Source organism: Brevundimonas sp. UBA6550, assembly GCF_002434505.1.
In the GTDB taxonomy this organism is placed as follows: Bacteria; Pseudomonadota; Alphaproteobacteria; order Caulobacterales; family Caulobacteraceae; genus Brevundimonas.
On sequence record NZ_DJKE01000001.1, the window covers coordinates 73,216 to 91,883 of the forward strand.

Consider the following 18,668-nt stretch of genomic DNA (forward strand, 5'->3'; position numbering starts at 1 on the left):
CCTCGTCAGGCCAGCAGCACGACGCCCCCCGGCATGGCGGCGGCCCGCACGCCATAGGCCAGGCGCAGTTGATCCACCACCTGGTTGATCTGGCGCGTGTGGAAGACGCCGTTCACGCGGCGGCTCCTCAGTTCGGGATTGGCGATGACGATGCGTCCGTCCCGGTAGCGATTGATTTCGTTGATGACGTCGCCCAGTCGCTCGTTGCGGAACACCAGCAAACCCTGTCGCCAGGTCGCCGCCGCCGCCAGGTCGAGCGGCGTCGCCGGCTGAAGCCCGCGCCGATCATAGGCGATGCTGTGCAGGGCCGGCGTCTCGACCGTCCGTCCGCCCAGACGCACGCGCGCGGCGCCCTGAAGGCAGGACACCTTCACCTCGCCGCTCAGACAACGCAGGGCCAATCGACCGCCGTTCGAGAAGGTTTCGCCGCCGTGAGCGAGGATGACCAGCGGCGCGGCCCGTTCGCTGACGGCGACCACCGCCTCCCCCTCCAGCACTTCGAAGGCGCCGTCGCCGACCTGGGGCCGTAGAGCGATCCGCGTCAGGGTGTTCATCTCGACCGTTACGCCCGGCGCAGTCGAGATCGTGCGCGTCTGCCCCTTCGCCGTGACGAAATCCCCGGTCGATCCGCCCAGCTGGTCGCCGACCGACAGATAGGCCGCTCCGGCGGCCGACGCCGCCAGGGCCCCGCCGACGATCCATCGACGGCTCACCGCCGTTCCAGCCCTGAGCGGCGGAGCGGCCGCAGCGGCGTCCATCGACGCCTCCGCCGCAGCCCGGCGGAACAGGCCATGCACGCGGGCCGCGCGAACGAATGCGGCCTCGTGGCTCAGGTCGGCCGCCCGCCACGTCTTCAGCGCATCGGCGTCCCCATGGGTCGCAGCCCCCGACAACAGCAGGCTGACCCAGGCGCGCGCCTGTTCGATCGTCGCATCGCTCACCTTGTGCTGCGGGTTATCGCCGCCCTCCACACCGTCTCCCATAGTCATGACACGCCGCTGGCGCGGTTGCGCAAAGGAATAATTCTGGGCTGGTTCAACGCCTGCTGCAACGCCTCCGCCGCACGTTTCAACTCATGCTGCACGGTGCGCTGGGCCATGCCCTGTTTCTCGGCGATCTCGGCCGTCGACGCGCCGTCCACCCAGGCGGCCGTGCATATGGCCAGGCGACGGGGCGACATGGCCGCCATGGCCGTCTTGACGATCGCCAGGTCCGAGCGCGCCTCGGCGATCTCGGCCGGGCCGGGTTCGCTGTCAGGCACGTCCAGCAAGGCCGTCACCTCGTCGAACCCCAACAGCCGCTGGTCCCGACGACGCGCATTGGCCGCGAGATTCAGAGCCATGCGGAACAGATAGGCGGTCGGGTTTCGCACCTCATCCTGCGGCGCGTTGACGGAAAGCCGCACATAGGCGTCCTGTAGCGCATCCTGAGCCTTGTCGCGCGAGCCCAGTCGAACGCTCAGCCGCGCCAGCAGCATCTCGTATTTCTCGACCAGATGCCCCCTGAGGCGCGTCGCGACTTCCGTAACCATGGCGTGTCTATGACGCGATCTTCAGACCGGCTTCGTAGCGAAGCGGCACGATCAGATCGATCGCGCCAGGCAGGGACGCCGGCAAGGACGGCAAGGGTTCGGCCCGCCTCAACGCAGCCATCGCCGCCTCGTCCAGAACCGCGACGCCGGAACTGTTCTCGATCCAGGCGTCCAGAACCCGACCGTCCCTGCCCACGACAACACCCAACCGAACCAGGCCGATCGGGCGCGTCCTCAAACTGGATGGATAGGCGTGATAGCGCGCCAGATGTCCCTGAAGCACGCGGTAATATTCCGACACGGCTCCCTCATCGACCGAATCGGCAGCCGCGGCCTGCGCAACGCCGCCCCTCTGATCGGTCTTGCCGGCGCCCTGCGTCCCTTGCGTTTGCGGCTTGATGTCACCGGCTCCGTCGGCGTCGGCCTGAACGGACGGAGCCGCCGCCGGCACGCGGTCCGACGCGGCTGCGACCGTCGATCGCGCATCGATCAGTTCCAGCTGAATGCTCGGAACCACCGCGACAGGCGCGCCCGCCGTAGCGGGCGCCTGGACCAGAAACAGGGCCGCCGCACCGCCGTGAAACACGGTCGACACTGCAACGCTCAGAAGAAGATTACGCGACATTGGAAAGGGCCGCCCGAGCCGTGACGCACAGGCGCTCCTAGCCGCCAGCCACGACAGAACCGTGACATTCGACCATCAGCGCCCTCGGCTTACGCGAAATTCCATGCGCAAGGATTGCGTCAGCTCGGGGGGCGGAACTTCAAAACGCAGGCCCGAGACCAGAGCCAGAAACCGGGCGTCCCAGGCGGCGTCGCCCGCCCCCTCCTGGAGAGCGACATCACTGACGCGCCCTTCCGCGTCCACGCGGAGTCGCAACCGCACCACGGCGTCGCTTCGGGTCAACTCCGGGTCGCGCCTCACCGCCTCGGCGACATGCAGGCGGGCTCTGTCCGCATAGGCGCGCATCGCCCCGTCGTCGCGACGTCCCACCAGAGGCGCGGCCACGGCGGTGATCGGCTTCAGCGCCACCGCCGTCGACGCCGACGTGGCGTAGATCACCACGGCTCCACGAGACGTGAAACGCGCGGACAGGCCCGTGCCGTCCAACAACCGCATCAAGGCCTGACGCGGCTCCATGACGCCCTCGACCGCGGTCGAACGCCGCCCCAAAGCCAGCGAGGCGTCATACAGCAGTTGGAATCCGGTCGAGGCGCCGAACCGGGTCAATGCATCGTCCAAAGGTTGGGCGGGGATGGAGAATGTCTGGGTCTGAGCAAAGGCCGAGACCGCCGGAGCCGCGAGCACGACGATCATGCCAGCGACCGCCGCCCCGAATTCCATTCTCGACATGAAGCATTCTCACCTGCGCGCCTCGGGACTTAGTCACACGGAGCGGTGTCGGCAAACCCTGACTTTCCCCCAGGGGAACTCCCCAAGCAGGCCGACAGCGAACTGGAATATGAGAAAGTCGCGACAGGAAGTGGCGGGCCGCGCCCGACGAAGATGAGCACTACGTCTACGCCATAGCCCTCTAAGGCCGCATGCTGCGCGTTCGACGATGTGACCTGATTGATTGTCGTCAACCGCCGCAGAGAAACCTAGGCGCCGAGGCGACCATTCGTTTGCCTGCGACGACATTAACGCTTTCGACCAAAGTCCGCCGTTCGCTCGCCCTAACCATCAACGAGGGCTTATGCCGGAACCTGCCATTCGCGCTTTCCTCGACCGACTGACAGCAGCGGCGCCCCCAGCCTCGCCGTCATCCGTGACCGGCTTGAAGGACTGCTCGCGATGGGCGTTGCCGCACTCCTCGGGCAGAGTTGTGCGTTTCGCGGAGTTGCTGCTTACGATCGGTTCCAGGGGGCGGGCGCAGGAGGCCCAATTTTTTCGCCGAGTGCCGCGCGGATTTCACGCAGCCGTCCCAGCAGCTCGTCGAACGTTATCACCGTGACCCCGGTCATCGTCCCGCGAATAAGTTCGAGCGAGCGACGCCGCGGACCGCTCTCCGGCGTCCGCCCAGCGACGATGATACAGCGAATGCCGTTGTCCTGAATGTCGCCGCGCCCCGGCTCGTCCTTCAGCATCGGCAGCTCACGTTGCAGCTTGACCCGTTGATCGAGAACTTGGGCAATCGTGCCGGAGAGCTCCGCCGAGGTCGCGAAGACCTCCGGGCGATAGGGACTTGCGCCGAGCAGCTCCGTCGCCGGCCGTTTGATCTCCACAATAGCCAGATTGCCAGTTGAGGCTGACGCCACGAGAAAGTCGATGACCGATCCACCGCGACCGCTCAGACGCTTGCCGCCGACATAGGCCTGTTCCTCGACCACGATCGCGGGCACCGCGAAGGCGAGGCTGAGGATGAACGGATTCTGCGTCAGGAAGCTCTGCCATCTGGCCTCGCCCAGCTGCTTGTCGAGCATCTCCGCGAACCGGGCGATCAATTGCTCAAGAGTAACCTCCTCGATTTCAGTCTTGAGCGACAGCAGCGCATCGGGTTCGGCCTCAGCCAATGCCTCTAGGTTCGAGCGTACCAACCCGACGGTCGCGCGGCGGTCCCGCTTGGACAGGGCAACGAGGTCGCGGCCGCCGCTGGTCGCATCGGCGATCGCGTCGGCGCGCAGCGTCTTCTTCAGCCGGGGGAACTTCGCTGGATCGGCGGCATGGAGCAGTTCGTGATAGGCATGCAGCTGCTTGTCGCGCCGCGCATCGCGCTGGTAGCGCGTGCTGATCCGGTTGATCTCCTTGCGCATCTCATGGAAGCGCCGGATGCCCAGCGTGAACGACGATCCGATCAGTTTCGCCTCATGACCGCCATGCACTATCAGCAATTTGACATGACCCTGAGCTTCCAGCGCCTCGCAGATCGAACGATATTCCCAGAGCAGTCCGAGGCCCAACCTGAAGTCCTTGGCGAAGCCGTCGGGAAGCAGCTCAAGAAGCCCCTCGACCTCCTCGGTGCAGGTCGGGATCGGATATGGCTGGTCGATCCGCCGGCCGATCGCGATCGTTTCGAGGTTGCCGTAGCGTGGCCTCAGATATTCCGGACCGTCGGGGCGGACGTTTAGGGGATAAATCTGCAACAGATTAGGCGACACGTTGAGAAGCCGTTCGATCGGATAGTCGCCAGTGCGTTCGGCAGGCGGCGTGTCGGTGAAAAGCACATCGACGCTGAAGCCTTCATGCTCTTCGTTTGTCTCGATGATCAGGAACGGTCCGCCGTCCGCGCGCACGCGCTGGTTGAAGACCGAGGGGCGCACTGACGGCATCCTAGCGAACTACCGGATGGCGCGAGCCGGCGCGAGTGTCATTCACCGCGGGCGATCCCATAAACCGTTGCCCGCCGGTCGAACGCCTCGCGCGAACCTTCAAGAATGTTGCAGGCAGCCTCGCAGGTTGAAGGGTGATCGATCGACCCCCGGGTGACGACTGTCGCCTTCTCCGACGTCGCCTTGAGCGCCACGATCAGCTCGGCATCGCCCAGCACCGCGATATTCGCGTTGTGGGTGACGACGATCACCTGCCGGCGCTCCTTCGCCGCACGGATAACCGGCACCAGCGTCTTATAGATGAACTCGCTGTCGAGATTATCCTCGGGCTGATCGACGATGAGCGGGGCCCGGCTCTCGCTGGTGAGCATCAACGCGAGCAGTACCGATTGTTGCTGCCCGAGCGACAGCTTCTTGAAATCGCGTGGGACAAACTTTGCCAGCCCGCCGATCCCCGGCATCTTCTTCGTGACGCTGAGCTTGGGCCGGTCATGGACCGCGACCGTCTCGAGCTGGCTAAGAAGGTCGGCGTCAGCGATCCGGTCAAGGAGAAGCTCCGCCTCGTTCTGCGCGAATACAGCCTGGTTCGTCTCGGCGTTGCGGAGCGCTGTGATCGGCTTGGTGTCGCGCTTGCGCAGACATTCAAGCAGCACAGGCAGGGTGAGGTCGTTGATCAGCGCGCGCGCCTTCAGATGCTGGAGCGTCCGCCACCCCATTGCCTCTACGATCAACCGCTCGGCGTCAGGCGCGAGCGCGCTTTCGTCAAACTTCAGCGTGACGAACAGATCGGACAGCGTGCCCTTAAGCGCCTGCGACGCACGGATCGCGAACCCCTGACGGTGCCGCGCTACCACCTGCCGGGCCGCCCAGCGGCGCCTCAAGAGGTCGGCATGCTCCTTGCGCAGTCGCGCGAGTTCCGGAACCCAGGTTTTGAGCTTTTTAACATTGTCACGCGCCGTCGCCTCGTCGGAAACCAGCTTTTGGATGAAAGGCATGTCGAGCCGGATGCCGTGCTTGAGGAGCTCCTGCTTCTTCTGTTCGATCTCCGCCTGGGTCGCGATTTCCTTCGCACGCCATGCGGTAATCTGGGCCTTCACTCCCGCGACATAGTCAGCGGTCACCTTCTTTAGTGCGTCGGTCGACCCCGTGGCGGCCGTCTCGTACGTTCCGGTGTCTGTCGCTATCTTCGACGCCTCGGGCGCGCCGAGTTCGATTTCATGGTCGGCGACGGACGCGCGAATATCGGCGGTGATCGTCGTGATTGCCTCGCTCGTCACCGCAACCCCCAACTTCGCAAGCGCAGTCTCGATCGCGGTGCGAGCACGTTTCTCGCCGACGAGCTGCTGCTGGAGCTTGATCACCTCAACGCCCTTGCCGTCGCGCAAGCGCTGGAGCTGATCGCTCTTGAGCTTCAGTTCCCGCTCACGTTCCGGGATTCGCTCGACGTTCCCGGCCGCCTTGGTGATTTTGGGGGCAAGCTCGACAAGGCCTTCGCGGATCGCATCCTCGGTGTCGATCTCCTTCTCGACTTGGATGAGCTTGTCCAGGAAGGTCAGGAGTGCCAGCGGATCGTCCTGCACACGCCTGCTGATTTCGTTGGTCGCGCCCTGGCGATAACTTTCAACGGGGAAAGCGATGGCGCCGCTCGCCGGCTCATCAAGATTCTCGACATCACCGAACTTGCTACGGCCGAGGTTATGCTGCTGGCCCGTCTCGTCGACATAGCAAAGCGATACGATGTCCGGCCAAACGTCGCTGTCGATCACCGTTACATCCTCGCTCGGCTGTCCACCGAGCAGGCACACGCTTTCGAACGCCGTCGACTTGCCGCTGCCGCGGCCGCCGATGATGCAGGTGAGGTTCGGGCTGAACGTGATCGCCTCGCCATCGAGGAACCCGCCCTGGAAACGGACTCCCTGAACTACTGGCACAATCGCAGGGAGACCTTCCTCGATCCGCACGCGTGTGTCGGCGATTTCCAGCGCTAGCCGCAAGCCCTCGAAGCTCGGCGTTTCCATCTTGAATCGGGTGATGCGCTGGTCACGATTGGCGTTTCGGCCGACCGCATTGAGCGTATGCGCGTCGCTGTTGAGGATACGCGCGAGATACTGCTCGGAGCCCAGCTTCAGGCGACGGATGCGCTCGGCCGCGACCTTTCGGCGATCGGCGTCGGTATCGCGGCCGTCATAGAGGATCGGGCAGTCCGCCTTCGTCACCTCGATGCCCTGAAGCGCGCGATGGCACAGGATGTCGAACTTTGCCGGGGTGAAGCGCGGAACGTTCGACTCAAAAGCCCCGTCCAGCTCGATATGCGCTATAACGCCAATGCCGCCTTCTGCCGCGAGAAGGTCGAGGCATTGGAGCATCCCGGTCTGGCAGCGGCATTGGTTGGTACGACGGTCCGCAATCTGCAGCCTGTTGAAGAACCGCTCCAGCGCGTCGGCTGTCGGCGCATAGCAGAGCAGATGACCCTCTGGAGTCGAGAGTTCGACGCCCGGAATCACGAAGACACCGCCGGCGCGGCCAGCCTCAATCGCGGCGGGCACGTTCGAGATTTCGTTGTGATCGGTCAGCGCGATGATCGAGAGGCCCTCTGCCTGCGCCGTCTCGACGATGGCTCCGGGGGTCGCCGCGGGGTCCTTGACGTCGTGCGACGCGCCGTAACTGTGGATGTGCAAGTCGCTGCGGAAAAACTTGGCTCCACTGCTTAGTGCCGCAAGTGCTTCAGCAACCACGCATCCCCCCTTCTGTCTCGCCCCTGACGCCTGATATACGCCCCCCATCGAGCGAAGTCATTGGTGATGCGTAGCCCGACGATCATTACTTCGCTCGTGCCGTTTCCCACCTCTTTTTCGCGCTGATTTGGTGCTAGGCCTGTTGAACTGACCGTCGGAAATCGGATCACTTTTTGTCGTTCTACGATGCCAGTCGTGCAAACGCTGGATGTCAGCTCTTGGCGTAACCTGCCGTCCAACATGTGACTTAGGAAAGGCGGCTAAGTCCCAGAGTCGGCCCATGGCATCGGCGGAACGCGGCTCAACGGGTGCGACCAGTGTGATCTCTGCCGCGGGGGGCAAACCTCGGGTCGATCACATGTTAGAAGTCCATGCGGCATTCGGCGGTGATTGGGTAGTAATCTCGCAGCATATCGCGTCATGGCGTAGAATCGGCGGGATGGCGGGCCGCGCCCGACGACGATGAGCACTACGTCTACGCTATAGCACTCTAATGCCGTATCCTGGTTACCCCCATGCGGCAATGAACCGGGGCCGTGCTCGTTACAGGGTACGGCACCTAGTCGTTACCATTCGCGTCGACCTTCTTTCGGTGTCATTTTGTCAAAGACATCCGGCTCATCCTCTTCTTCATACGAGGCGAAGGGGCGCGCGTCGTCGAGCAGCAGCAGCGAGATGGCAAAATCATATCGCTCGGCGAACACCGTCATCTCCCGCACAGGTTCCCTGAACCAGATACCGGGCCCGTGATCGATGGTCGCCCTGCCATCAATGAGCAGATCTGGCTTGACGGGGAGCGATGTTGCGGGAATCTCGATTGGCCCAGTCGATGTCCGGAAAAACGCTCCCGTCTTCAGCGCGGCGGCGCTTGAACGCGCCCACAGAATGAAGCCATCGCGGGATACGACCAGTACGGCGCGCCTTTGCGTGTAACCGAGCCAGCGCAAGGTCGCCGCCATGAGGGAGACACGATATCGGTCCGCGCAATGAGTGATCATATTAAGATCAACCCTGTCCGTCGCCGCGATCTGTCGTCTAAAATCATCGAGCGGCATCAGAAAGTTAGCCGCGAACACATTGGCTTGATGTTCAACCTGTCCGTATTCGGAGTCCCAGCGAACCACATCCTGCTCTCCGCAGCGGAAACCATCGGGATATGCTAGCCGATGCAGCAGGAAATGACCGAATTCGTGAGCCAGCGTGAAGTTGATTCTGCCCTTCGATGTAATCCCGTTGTTATAGATGATGCCCCAGCCCTTTCGACCTGCCGGAGCTTTGAACAGGGCACCATCGAAACCCGGCAAGTTGTCGCCTTGAACGCTAATGATCGGATCATCCGGAAATCGCTGCGCCGTGTATTCCCGCGCCACCGTTGGGATATCGATCGGAAACCGATCCGCCCCGAACACCGCGTTAAGAAGATGAGTGATCTCGAAGGCCCAGCGCTCTGGTGACAACGGGCCTGTCACTCGTCATTTCCTAACAAATCAGTCATGCGCCTAATTTTATCTTTTGTGGCCGCATCCATTTTTCTGTATTTACGGAAGAAGGCGTTGTCTGTGGCGTCATCGAGCCCGACTTTCTCGGTCGTATCGATAAGGTAGTCGGCGGTAACGCCAAGCACCGCAGCTATTTTTGCGACCTTGTCGGCCGACGGGCGCGGCGGGTTCTTGTTCTCCAGTTCCCATATGTAGCTTTTGCTCGAGTCCGCGAGTTCGGCGAGCTTGTCGAGGGTGTAGCCCTTCGCCTTTCGCAGATCCCGAATCTTGTCGCCTAACGGCGTCGTCACGTCATGCTCTCCACACTCCAAACCACCTTTGTTCAGAGTAGCGGTATATGTCGTTCTTGACAACACGCATGTACAGACCCATATTGAGTTCGGAGTAGCGATACTTTTTATTTTTGAATGGCGAGAAGGGATCAAGATATGGCGGATAAGCGCGGACCAGACACCCATCATGTGGTGCCGAACCCCAATGGCGGATGGGATGTCAAGCGTGGCGGCGGCGAGCGTGCCTCGGGGCACTTCGATACGAAGCAGGACGCGACCAACTACGGTCGGCAGGTCAGCCGCAATCAGGAAACCGAGCTGCGCATCCATAACAAGGATGGCCGTATCGGCCAGAGCGACAGCCACGGACGCGATCCGAATCCGCCCAAGGGCTGATCCCATATAGCCGCGCTCGGTAGAGCGCGGCTTTTCCCCGAGACGCATTTGATCACCGCCACAGGCGGCATGAGGGCAAGCGACATGCAGAAAGTGGCGGCGGTTCAGAACCAGGATTTCAACCAACCGAAGGGTATCCAGCGCATTCGCCGGCTTCCCGATCCCGCGCTAGGCGCCCTGTGGAATTCGATCATCTTGGACGATCGCCTCAAGGCTCAACTCCTCTCTCAGGCGATGCTGAACTTCACGATGCGCGGCAAGGTCGATCGCAGTGTCATTCCGCTTCACGGCGTGATCCTGCTTGTCGGCCCCCCCGGGACCGGCAAGACTTCGCTCGCTCGTGGGTTGGCACATCGCACCGCCGAGACATTTCCAGGCGGCGGGTTCCGCTTGCTCGAAGTTGAGCCGCACGCGCTCACCAGTTCCGCGATGGGTAAAACGCAGCGGGCAGTATCAGAGCTGTTCTCACAGTCTATCGCCGAAGCCGCTGCCGCAGGACCGACCATCGTACTTCTTGATGAGGTGGAGACGCTTGCCGCCGACCGATCGAAGATGAGCCTGGAAGCCAATCCTATCGACATCCATCGTGCGACCGATGCTGTGCTTGTTCAGCTCGATGCGCTTGCCGAGCAGCATCCGAACCTGTTGTTCCTCGCCACCAGCAACTTCCCTCAGGCCGTCGATGCGGCGTTCACGTCGCGCTGCGACCTCGTCGTCCATGTGCCCCTGCCGGATCGTGAAGCGTGCGGGCTTATCCTGAAAGATTGCCTGGTTGGTCTGGGTAAGACATATCCGGCCATAGCGAGGCTGCCCACCTTATCGGGTTTCGACCGCTGCGCAGCAGAATGTGTCGGACTCGACGGGCGCGCCATTCGCAAGATGGTGGCCAACGCGCTGGCTAGTAGCCCGCAGACGGCCATGAATCCGGAGCGTGTGACAGTTGAGGACCTATTGGCCGCCGCCCGTGCGGCTAAGGCAGGTCGTATATCGGGAGGTAAGGCATCATGAGCACAGTTGTCCGCCGGACCTTCAAAAGCACGCCCGAGCGCGAGGCCTCGCGGACCTGGGCGGCGATCGTCGATCTGTTGACCCAGGGAAAAACCGGCGATGCTCGGACCGAGCTTCTTGCGGTCGCCGGCGTCGCCGCCAGCGTAATCGCCGATCAGGCGCCGAAGGATGCCGCAATCACGGTGACCTGTGACGGCCCGCGGACTCGCGTCTATTGCCTTTATGAGGATGACGCAGTCGAAGGTTCCGACGCTAATGAAGAGCCTCTCGGCTTTGATCCATTGAAAGGGGATTGGCGGATTTCACTGCCTTGCCTGGCGGATGATCTGACTTGGGTTCAGGGCGCGCTCAAGAAACACAGCACTCGTATCACGGCGCGCGATCTCGATGCGGCTGTGTCGAGCGCCGACGAGGCGGCGACCACGAAATCGCAGACCCTTGTGTTTGATCCGAAAGGGTTTCTTGGCTCATGACCGACGTCGCCGTTAACACCTATACGCACTCGGTTACCTATGTGGCCGACAACATCCTCAAAAGCTTGAAGGATATCATCCGCCTCGTGGGCCTTGATCCGTCGGAGTTCGTTGGCGATTGGGAGTTGCACATGCGTGGTGTCCAGACGTGGCTGAACACAGGCGACCTGGAAACGGTAAAGCTGGAAATCTACAATCCGAAGACGGACGCACTGATTTTCCGATGGGACATCGACATCGCTTATGGCTGGTCCGGTGGCGACGGCAGTTTCTGGACTGATACCGAACAGCTCAAATACGCCATCAGAAAGGCGGGGCTGGCCCCCAGCGAGGCAAGGTATCGCCTCCTTCTGCAAAGCAAGCCCGGTCGTCCCGACGTGGCTGGTTGGAGCAAAGCGAGCGGACGCTCAACGGAAGGCATGGTTCGCCAAAGCCTCGGGACGACCGTAGAGCACAGCGGCCTCGGTGCCAGCACATCTTATCTGAGGAGAGCCTGATGCTCACAATCGACGAGGCGTTTCGGAAATTCAAAAGTCGTCTGGAACTGAACGATCGGGAGCAGGCAAACGCCTCCGCGCGCCAGAAGGAGGTCCGGGATTATCTGGACACCAAGTTCAAGATCGACCGGAGCTTCCTGACCGGATCATATGCGCGCTGGACCAAGACAAAGCCGTTGAAAGACGTCGATATCTTTTTCGTGCTGAAACCCTCAGAAGATCACTATCGCTCCAAGACGCCGTCGGTGGTGTTGGCTGATTTCCATGATGCCCTGGTCGAAAAATACGGTGACAAAGCCACGAAACAAAATCGTTCGATCAACGTCGATTTTGGCGTGAAGGCCGATGCCGATGATAATACCGATTACCGCGTCATCAGCGTGGATGTCGTCCCTGCTTTCGACAAGGACGGCAATTTCGAGATTCCCGATAACGAGTCCGGCAAGTGGATCGGGACCAACCCTCAAACCCATGCCGCAGAGGCCACCGCCGCGCATCAGGCCTATTCCAACGAATGGAAGGGTCTCGTGCGGATGGTGAAATATTGGAACAACAACCCAAAGCACGGCGAGAAGCCGGTGAAGCCTTCGTTTCTGATCGAAGTCATGGCCATGCAATGTCTCCATGGCGGCTGGGGTGGCAGCTTTGACCGCGAAATTCAGGGATTCTTTGCTACGCTCGCGGCACGGATTTCCGATGAGTGGCAAGACCCTGCAGGACTCGGCCCGGCGATCAGCAACGGCATGGACACGGCGCGCAAGACGCGAGCGCGTGCACTTCTGGGTGCGGCGGAGCGCGAAGCTACGATTGCCATCGACCATGTACGTCGTGGCCGGAATGGCGAGGCATTGCGCGCCTGGCGTGAATTGTTCGGCCCGAAATTTCCGTTGTCATGAAGCCGGCCGCTAAGAAATAAAGTGAGGTTTTCCTATGTCTGAATGGTCTTTGTCCCAGCTTCTGTCCTCCTTGCATGAAGATATTCAGCAGCGCTTGGCGATCGTCCGGAAGTCGTTCAATCATCCGGGCACAAAGGGAGATGCCAGCGAGAATGTGTGGATCAGCATGCTGGAGACATATTTGCCGAAACGATATCAAGCGGCAAAGGCGCATGTGGTCGATAGCCTTGGGAACTTTAGCCAGCAGATTGATGTGGTGATTTTCGATCGCCAGTATTCGCCTTTCATCTTTACCTACGAGAACGAGACCATCATTCCGGCGGAGAGCGTTTATGCCGTCTTCGAGGCGAAGCAGACGGCAGACGCTGCCTTGGTCGCTTACGCGCAAGCAAAGGTTGCGAGCGTTCGTCGCCTGCACCGTACCAGTTTGCCTATCCCATACGCGAAAGGTGTCTACCCGGCCAAGCCGTTGATTCCGATTCTGGGTGGTCTACTGACGTTTGAGAGCGAATGGAGTCCAGCGCTGGGGCCGTCTTTTGAGAAGGCCTTGGTCGCCGACTTAGGTGACGGCCGGCTCGATATCGGTTGCGTCGCATCGCATGGCCATTTCTTCTTGGATCAGGCGAACACGAGCTATAGTTTTGTCAACGAGAACAAGCCTGCTACCGCATTCTTATTCAAGTTGATCTCTCAGCTTCAGTTTAGCGGCACCGTCCCCATGATCGATGTCGAAGCCTATGGGCAATGGCTAACGAAATAGCCGGTGCGAAACTTGGCCTAATCTTTCGTTTTTTTCAGTCAGGGCGCAGTGGGAAGCGGGTCCGTGCCCTCACTTAGGATCGCGAGATATCCTCTGTAACTGAAAACGCGGCCGCGCTTGCGGCCGGTGACTTCCTCGACGATGCCGAACCGCTCCAGATCGGCGAGCGCCGCATTGACCGTGGGGGCCGAAAGGCCCGTCTGGTGGACGAGCTGGTTGGCTGTCAGATAGGGATTCTGCTGAAACAGATCATGAATGCGCAGCGCCGAGCCGGCCCGGTCGCTCTCCGCCGTGATGCGCTCGCGGTCTTGCTTGAACAACTCGACAATCCGGGTTGCCGCATCGAATGCCTGATTGGCGGTATCCGCGACGCCCGTGAGAAAGAAGTCGAGCCAGGCTTCCCACGCCCCATGCTCGCGCACCTCCTGAAGCAGGCGGTAATATTCGGAGCGATGGGTTTTGAGGTAGAGGCTCAGATAGAGCAGCGGCTTGCGCAGCACGCCGTTGACGCAGAGGTACAGCGTGACCAGCAAGCGGCCGATCCTGCCGTTGCCGTCTAGGAACGGGTGGATGGTCTCGAATTGAACGTGCAGCAGGCCGGCCTTGATGAGGGCGGGAAGACGCGAGCCTTCCTCGTGCATGAAACGCTCCAGCGCATCGAGGCAGGCATCCATTTCAGTCGGCGGCGGCGGCACGAAGAGCGCATTGCCGGGGCGTGTCCCACCGATCCAGTTCTGCGAACGCCGGAACTCGCCGGGGCTTTTCGTGCCCCCGCGTCCGCTTTGCAGCAGGCGCGCGTGCATCTCACGGATCAAGCGCAGCGACAGCGGCAGATCTTCCAGGCGCTCCAGCCCGTACATCATCGCGTCGACGTAGTTCGAAACTTCGCGGATGTCGTCGATCGGCTGGCCGGCTTGCGCCTCGATCTCGAAGCGGAGCAGGTCCGAAAGAGTCGATTGCGTGCCCTCGATCTGGGACGAGAGGACAGCTTCCTTCCGCACATACATATAGAGGAACAGCTCTTGGCGCGGCAGCAGCATGGTAATGCCGTCTAGACGCCCCAGGGCGCGTTCCGCCAGACTCAGCTTTTCCAGCAGGGCCAACACGTTGATCGACGGCTCTGGCGGCAAGGGCGGCGGCACGAAGGCGCGCACCATCTCGCCTGCAACGGGCGTTTCGACGAAGCGGCCTAACCGGAGATTGGGCGATGGTTCAGACATGAGCCGAATATGCCGTCGTGCCGTTATTTAAGCAATAGGCGCTTGGCTTAAATAGGAAATGAGCTAAGGTAAGCGCACTTAAATAAGCAGCGATACCATCATAGGCCGAGTCAAGGGCAGGTTTCCGGCCCGGATTAGACCTCTTACTCCGAACAATCCCTCAATTGAAAAACCGAACGTCGAAGGAAGAGATATGTCAGAAAAGGTAACCCTGAGTGATCTTCGAAATGCAATCGAGGACATCAACAAAGATGTCATGCGAGAGCGGGGGAATGGGGAGGCATCTAACGCCGATGTGCTGAGCAGAGTCAAAGCCTTGAAGGCGAAGGAGATAGAACATCTCACCCCGCAGCTTGTGAAAATTGCTTTGACCAAACTCTACAATGAGGTGAGCAACCGCAAGGGGCCAAAGGCCCTTAACGACGCCGGCATTGATCTATTCGGCAATTATCGAAGCATACCGAAAAGCATCACCCTCATCAAAGGCAAGAAAAAGGACACTTCTAAAGTCACGTTTCAGGAGGCTGATTTATGGATAAAGGCGCACAACACCAAGACCGATGATAAAAAGAACGAAGAATTTAAGCGCCTGGTCGAAGACTGCCGACCCTTCAAGCAATCCGATGACGATTCTCTGGAAATTGCCATGAAGCGCAAAATTGAAGCGGAAGAACTCGGCCACACCCGTCTGCGATCATGATTCAATGCGATCAGACCCATCCACTTGATCGCTAAATTCCAGCATCCTGATCAGCTTTCTCTTTCCCGGCTCCCGCTGCCGCTCACGCCGGGCGGGTTACTTGGGGGCGCCGCCCCCTGGCGCGGTCAAGGGTAAAGCGCCGGCAAGCCGGCGCCGCCCGGGGTGGTCTCCCCGACCTTCCGCGCGGATGCGGTTTTCCGCAAATCCGTCATGACGGACATCCGCTTGTGCAGGCCGGGTGATCCCCCTCCACCCCGGCCGCCCTGGCCCTTGCACCCCCCGGTCTCGCCGACGGGCAGGGTTTCAGCGCGGCGCTTCGCTGCGCGAAACCCAAGCACATAGGAGAAAGACCATGACGACCCCTGCCAATGAGACGACCGCCATCCCCGTTGCCGTGACCGGCGCGGAGGTGTTCATCCCGCTCAACAAGCTCAAGAAGCACCCGAACAACGCCCGTAAGACGCCGCACAGCGAGGCATCCATCGAGGCGAAGGCGGCGAGCATCCACGCCAAGGGCATCCTGCAAAACCTCGTGGTGGAGCCGGAGGTTGACGCCGAAGGAGCCGCGACCGGCTTCTATCTTGTCAGCATCGGGGAAGGCCGCAGGCTGGCGCAATTGCTGCGCGTGAAGCGCAAGCAGATCAAGAAAACGGACCCCATCCGCTGCGTCATCGACACTGTGAACGACGCCAGCGAAATCAGTCTGGACGAGAACGTCACCCGCGAAGACCTCTCGCCCGCCGACCAGTTCGAGCGCTTCCGCGAACTTGCCGAAACGCGCGGCTGGGGAGCGGAGGAAATCGCCGCCCGCTTCGGTGTGACGGCGCATGTCGTGCGCCAGCGGATGCGTCTCGGCGCAGTCAGCCCCAAGCTGATGCAGGTCTATCGCGACGGTGGACTGACCTTGGAGCAGTTGATGGCCTTCGCCATCGTGGACGATCCGGCCCGGCAGGAGCAGGTCTACGAGAACCTGTCGTGGAACAAGGACCCTTCGACCATTCGCCGCGACCTGACCCGGATGCACATCGCGGCGACGGATCGGCGGACGGTGTTCGTCGGCGCGGAGGCCTATACCGAGGCGGGCGGCCTGATCCTGCGCGACCTGTTCACCGAGGATCGCGGCGGCTTCTACGAGGATGCGGCGCTGCTCGACCGGCTGGTCATCGAGAAGCTGGAGGGGATCGCGGAGAGCGTGAAGGCCGGGGAAGGCTGGAAATGGGCTTCGGTCCATATCGACTATCCGCACGGCAACGGCCTGCGCCGCGCCTATCCGCATCCGGTGGACCTGTCGGAGGAAGACGAGGCTGCCTACACCGCCGCGCAGGGCGAGTATGACGCGCTGACCGAGCAGTATGACAGCGCCGAGGAACTGCCCGACGATGTAGACCAGCGGTTCGGAGAGTTGGAAGCCGAGATCGAGCGCATCGACGCCTTGCGTCACGCCTATGATGCCGACGAGATCGCCCGTGGCGGTGTGTTCGTCATCCTATCCCATGACGGGGAAGCCCGTATCGAGCGTGGTTTCATCCGGACCGAAGACGAGAAGCCGGAAACCGAAGGTGATGCGGGCGGTGACGGCGGCAGCGTCGTGGACGGCGTTCGCGTCAACAGCGATGGCGAGATCATCGAAGACGGCGACCATGATGCGGACGGCGACACCGTTCCCGTGTCGGAGGCCGAGGACGAGGATGCCGAGGATGCGGGCAAGCCGCTGTCGGACCTTCTTGTCCGCGACCTGACCTCGCACCGGACGCTGGGGCTTCGCCTTGCACTGGGCGAACAGCCGGACATGGCGTTGATCGCCGTCACCCATGCGCTGGCGGCGCAGACCTTCTATCGCGGGGTGGACGCCGCCTGCCTCGAAATCCGTCCGACGAGCAGTTTCCTTGCATCCCACGCGGACGGCATCGAGGATACGGCGGCGGGCAAGGCGCTGGCGGATCGTCATGCCGGATGGGCGGCGGACATGCCGCGTGACGTGGGCGATCTGTGGGGCTTCGTTGCCGGTCTGGACCATGCCGGCGTCATGGCGCTGTTCGCCCATTGCGCTTCGTTGACCGTCAATGCGGTGAGGCAGCCTTGGGAGCGCAAGCCCCACGCCCATGCGACGGCGGACAGGCTGGCGACGGCGGTGGCGCTCGACATGACGGCACACTGGACGCCGACCGTGCGGGTCTATCTCGGTCGAGTCACCAAGGCGCACATCCTCGCCGCCGTGCGCGAGGCCGTCAGCGACGCGGCGGCGGAGCGGATCGCGGGCTTGAAGAAGACGGACATGGCGGAGGCTGCCGAGCAGCTTCTGGCCGGAACCGGCTGGCTTCCCGCCGCCCTGCGCACGGCGCGGCCCGCGTGGCTGGACGAGCAGCAGGACGGGGACGCCTTCCAAATTGCCGCCGAGTGAGGACCGGGCCGGGATCGCACCAGCGGTCCCGGCCTTCCATCCCGCCAAAATTCCGGTCGCGCGGTGTTCACCGCGCGACCGGCTGACCTCGACTGTCCGATGATGGCCACCGTCATCGGCGCTATGGAGAACCATCATGATCGCCGTGATGTTGATGGGCGTGGCCTTGATCGCGGGACTGTGCCTCCTGGCCTATACGCTCGCCGTCTATGCGCTGCCCTTCATGCTCGCCGTCGAAGCGGCGCGCTTCGCCTACGCCACTGGCTCCGGCCTGATCGGCGCGGGTCTTGTCGGCCTCGTCGCCGGGGCAGCAGCCTATGGCCTGCTGGTGTTCGCCTTTACCTCGCTCCGCTGGCCGGTCCCGCGCCTGATCGTGGCGCTGGTCTTCGCCGCGCCCGCCGCCGTCGCGGGCTACGCTCTTGTCAATGGCGTCACCGGCGAGGCAGTGCCGTCCGAGGTCTGGCGGCAGATATTCTGCGCTATCGGGGGCGCGGTCGTCGGCGTGTCGGCGCTGGTGCGGTTGGTCCGTAAGATACCGTATCAATCGTGACCGTAGATTGGTCAGGCCGGATCAGAGGTGCCTGACTTTCAAAGTGCCGTCCCATTTGCTGTTAAGATATTCGCAGACGAGCCGCCGATGACAATGATGGGGCTTATCCTCGGAACACAGCAGACATCCGCCTTCGAACATTTCAGGTTTGAACCTGTCCTCGATCTTGCGTTGCGTCATCAGCCGCATGAACGAATTCTCGTAGATACCCCAGTCGCCTTTGTCGCGCTTGAAGGCTTTGAGAATGTCATCTGTCGGGGCGAGAAGCGGCTGATGCGTATATTGCGCGCCGCAGATCGTCTTCACAAAATAAGCGAGGTCATCGGCTTTCGCGAAACCCGCGAGCTGCGACGTGTTGTGGAGCCGGACGTCGATCACCTTTTTCACGCTCGCGCTCTTCAGCCGGTCGAAAAATTTGGCGGCCGTGGTCTTGGTGAAGCCGATCGTCGTTAAATCCACA

Annotated in this window: 19 protein-coding genes; 9 read left to right on the forward strand and 10 right to left on the reverse strand. The window is 61.8% G+C overall.

Annotated features, from left to right (window positions below):
* Window positions 1-5: 5 nt before the first annotated feature.
* From B3Z70_RS00260 to B3Z70_RS00295, 8 genes are all read right to left on the reverse strand, one after another.
* Window positions 6-989 carry a FecR family protein gene (locus tag B3Z70_RS00260; protein WP_292022489.1) on the reverse strand — a complete coding sequence of 328 codons (984 nt, stop codon included), beginning with the start codon at window positions 987-989 and terminating at the stop codon, window positions 6-8.
* Complete coding sequence (locus B3Z70_RS00265) at window positions 986-1,531, reverse strand: RNA polymerase sigma factor (RefSeq protein ID WP_292022487.1); 546 nt, start codon at window positions 1,529-1,531, stop codon at window positions 986-988. The genes B3Z70_RS00260 and B3Z70_RS00265 overlap by 4 nt, the downstream gene beginning before the upstream one ends.
* Window positions 1,532-1,538: 7 nt before the next feature.
* Window positions 1,539-2,126 (reverse strand): TonB family protein, encoded by a 588-nt coding sequence (locus B3Z70_RS00270; protein ID WP_292022485.1) that lies wholly within the window; start codon window positions 2,124-2,126, stop codon window positions 1,539-1,541.
* A gap of 105 nt (window positions 2,127-2,231) precedes the next feature.
* Window positions 2,232-2,885 carry a TonB family protein gene (locus B3Z70_RS00275; RefSeq protein WP_292022483.1) on the reverse strand — a complete coding sequence of 218 codons (654 nt, stop codon included), beginning with the start codon at window positions 2,883-2,885 and terminating at the stop codon, window positions 2,232-2,234.
* Window positions 2,886-3,379: 494 nt separating this feature from the next.
* Window positions 3,380-4,801, reverse strand: a complete 1,422-nt coding sequence (locus B3Z70_RS00280; protein ID WP_292044342.1) for a Shedu immune nuclease family protein — start codon at window positions 4,799-4,801, stop codon at window positions 3,380-3,382.
* A gap of 38 nt (window positions 4,802-4,839) precedes the next feature.
* On the reverse strand, window positions 4,840-7,536 hold the full coding sequence (locus B3Z70_RS00285) for a TrlF family AAA-like ATPase (RefSeq protein WP_292044344.1): 2,697 nt from the start codon (window positions 7,534-7,536) through the stop codon (window positions 4,840-4,842).
* A 566-nt stretch (window positions 7,537-8,102) separates the two neighbouring features.
* On the reverse strand, window positions 8,103-9,005 hold the full coding sequence (locus tag B3Z70_RS00290; protein WP_292044346.1) for an ImmA/IrrE family metallo-endopeptidase: 903 nt from the start codon (window positions 9,003-9,005) through the stop codon (window positions 8,103-8,105).
* A complete protein-coding gene (locus tag B3Z70_RS00295) occupies window positions 9,002-9,325 on the reverse strand; it encodes a helix-turn-helix domain-containing protein (protein ID WP_292044348.1) in 324 nt (107 codons plus the stop codon). The genes B3Z70_RS00290 and B3Z70_RS00295 overlap by 4 nt, the downstream gene beginning before the upstream one ends.
* 138 nt (window positions 9,326-9,463) lie before the next feature.
* Here B3Z70_RS00295 and B3Z70_RS00300 point away from each other — a divergent pair, with 138 nt between their 5' ends.
* Genes B3Z70_RS00300 through nucC form a run of 6 tightly spaced genes read left to right on the forward strand, consistent with a single transcriptional unit; the run spans window position 9,464 to window position 13,337 of the window.
* Window positions 9,464-9,703 carry a DUF2188 domain-containing protein gene (locus B3Z70_RS00300; protein ID WP_292044350.1) on the forward strand — a complete coding sequence of 80 codons (240 nt, stop codon included), beginning with the start codon at window positions 9,464-9,466 and terminating at the stop codon, window positions 9,701-9,703.
* Between the two features lie 48 nt (window positions 9,704-9,751).
* On the forward strand, window positions 9,752-10,711 hold the full coding sequence (locus B3Z70_RS00305; RefSeq protein ID WP_292044352.1) for an AAA family ATPase: 960 nt from the start codon (window positions 9,752-9,754) through the stop codon (window positions 10,709-10,711).
* A complete protein-coding gene (locus B3Z70_RS00310) occupies window positions 10,708-11,184 on the forward strand; it encodes a hypothetical protein (RefSeq protein WP_292044353.1) in 477 nt (158 codons plus the stop codon). The genes B3Z70_RS00305 and B3Z70_RS00310 overlap by 4 nt, the downstream gene beginning before the upstream one ends.
* Window positions 11,181-11,681 carry an HORMA domain containing protein gene (locus B3Z70_RS00315; RefSeq protein WP_292044355.1) on the forward strand — a complete coding sequence of 167 codons (501 nt, stop codon included), beginning with the start codon at window positions 11,181-11,183 and terminating at the stop codon, window positions 11,679-11,681. Before B3Z70_RS00310 ends, B3Z70_RS00315 begins: the two co-directional genes overlap by 4 nt.
* Window positions 11,681-12,577, forward strand: coding sequence for a CBASS oligonucleotide cyclase (locus B3Z70_RS00320; RefSeq protein WP_292044357.1), 897 nt, complete (start codon window positions 11,681-11,683; stop codon window positions 12,575-12,577). The genes B3Z70_RS00315 and B3Z70_RS00320 overlap by 1 nt, the downstream gene beginning before the upstream one ends.
* Window positions 12,578-12,611: 34 nt before the next feature.
* Window positions 12,612-13,337: a CBASS effector endonuclease NucC gene (gene nucC / locus B3Z70_RS00325; RefSeq protein ID WP_292044359.1), complete on the forward strand. Its 726-nt coding sequence runs from the start codon at window positions 12,612-12,614 to the stop codon at window positions 13,335-13,337.
* A 38-nt stretch (window positions 13,338-13,375) separates the two neighbouring features.
* Here the strand turns inward: nucC and B3Z70_RS00330 are convergent, their stop codons facing one another.
* Complete coding sequence (locus B3Z70_RS00330) at window positions 13,376-14,557, reverse strand: Fic family protein (RefSeq protein ID WP_292044361.1); 1,182 nt, start codon at window positions 14,555-14,557, stop codon at window positions 13,376-13,378.
* Window positions 14,558-14,750: 193 nt separating this feature from the next.
* Between B3Z70_RS00330 and B3Z70_RS00335 the strand changes: the two genes are divergently transcribed.
* From B3Z70_RS00335 to B3Z70_RS00345, 3 genes are all read left to right on the forward strand, one after another.
* Complete coding sequence (locus B3Z70_RS00335; protein WP_292044363.1) at window positions 14,751-15,257, forward strand: hypothetical protein; 507 nt, start codon at window positions 14,751-14,753, stop codon at window positions 15,255-15,257.
* Window positions 15,258-15,609: 352 nt separating this feature from the next.
* The gene (locus B3Z70_RS00340) at window positions 15,610-17,658 is read left to right on the forward strand and encodes a ParB/RepB/Spo0J family partition protein (RefSeq protein WP_292044364.1); all 2,049 of its coding nucleotides are present in this window, start codon (window positions 15,610-15,612) and stop codon (window positions 17,656-17,658) included.
* A gap of 136 nt (window positions 17,659-17,794) precedes the next feature.
* Window positions 17,795-18,208, forward strand: a complete 414-nt coding sequence (locus B3Z70_RS00345) for a hypothetical protein (protein ID WP_292044365.1) — start codon at window positions 17,795-17,797, stop codon at window positions 18,206-18,208.
* A gap of 21 nt (window positions 18,209-18,229) precedes the next feature.
* Here the strand turns inward: B3Z70_RS00345 and B3Z70_RS00350 are convergent, their stop codons facing one another.
* Window positions 18,230-18,667, reverse strand: coding sequence for a DUF488 family protein (locus tag B3Z70_RS00350; protein WP_183196368.1), 438 nt, complete (start codon window positions 18,665-18,667; stop codon window positions 18,230-18,232).
* Window position 18,668 lies beyond the last annotated feature (1 nt).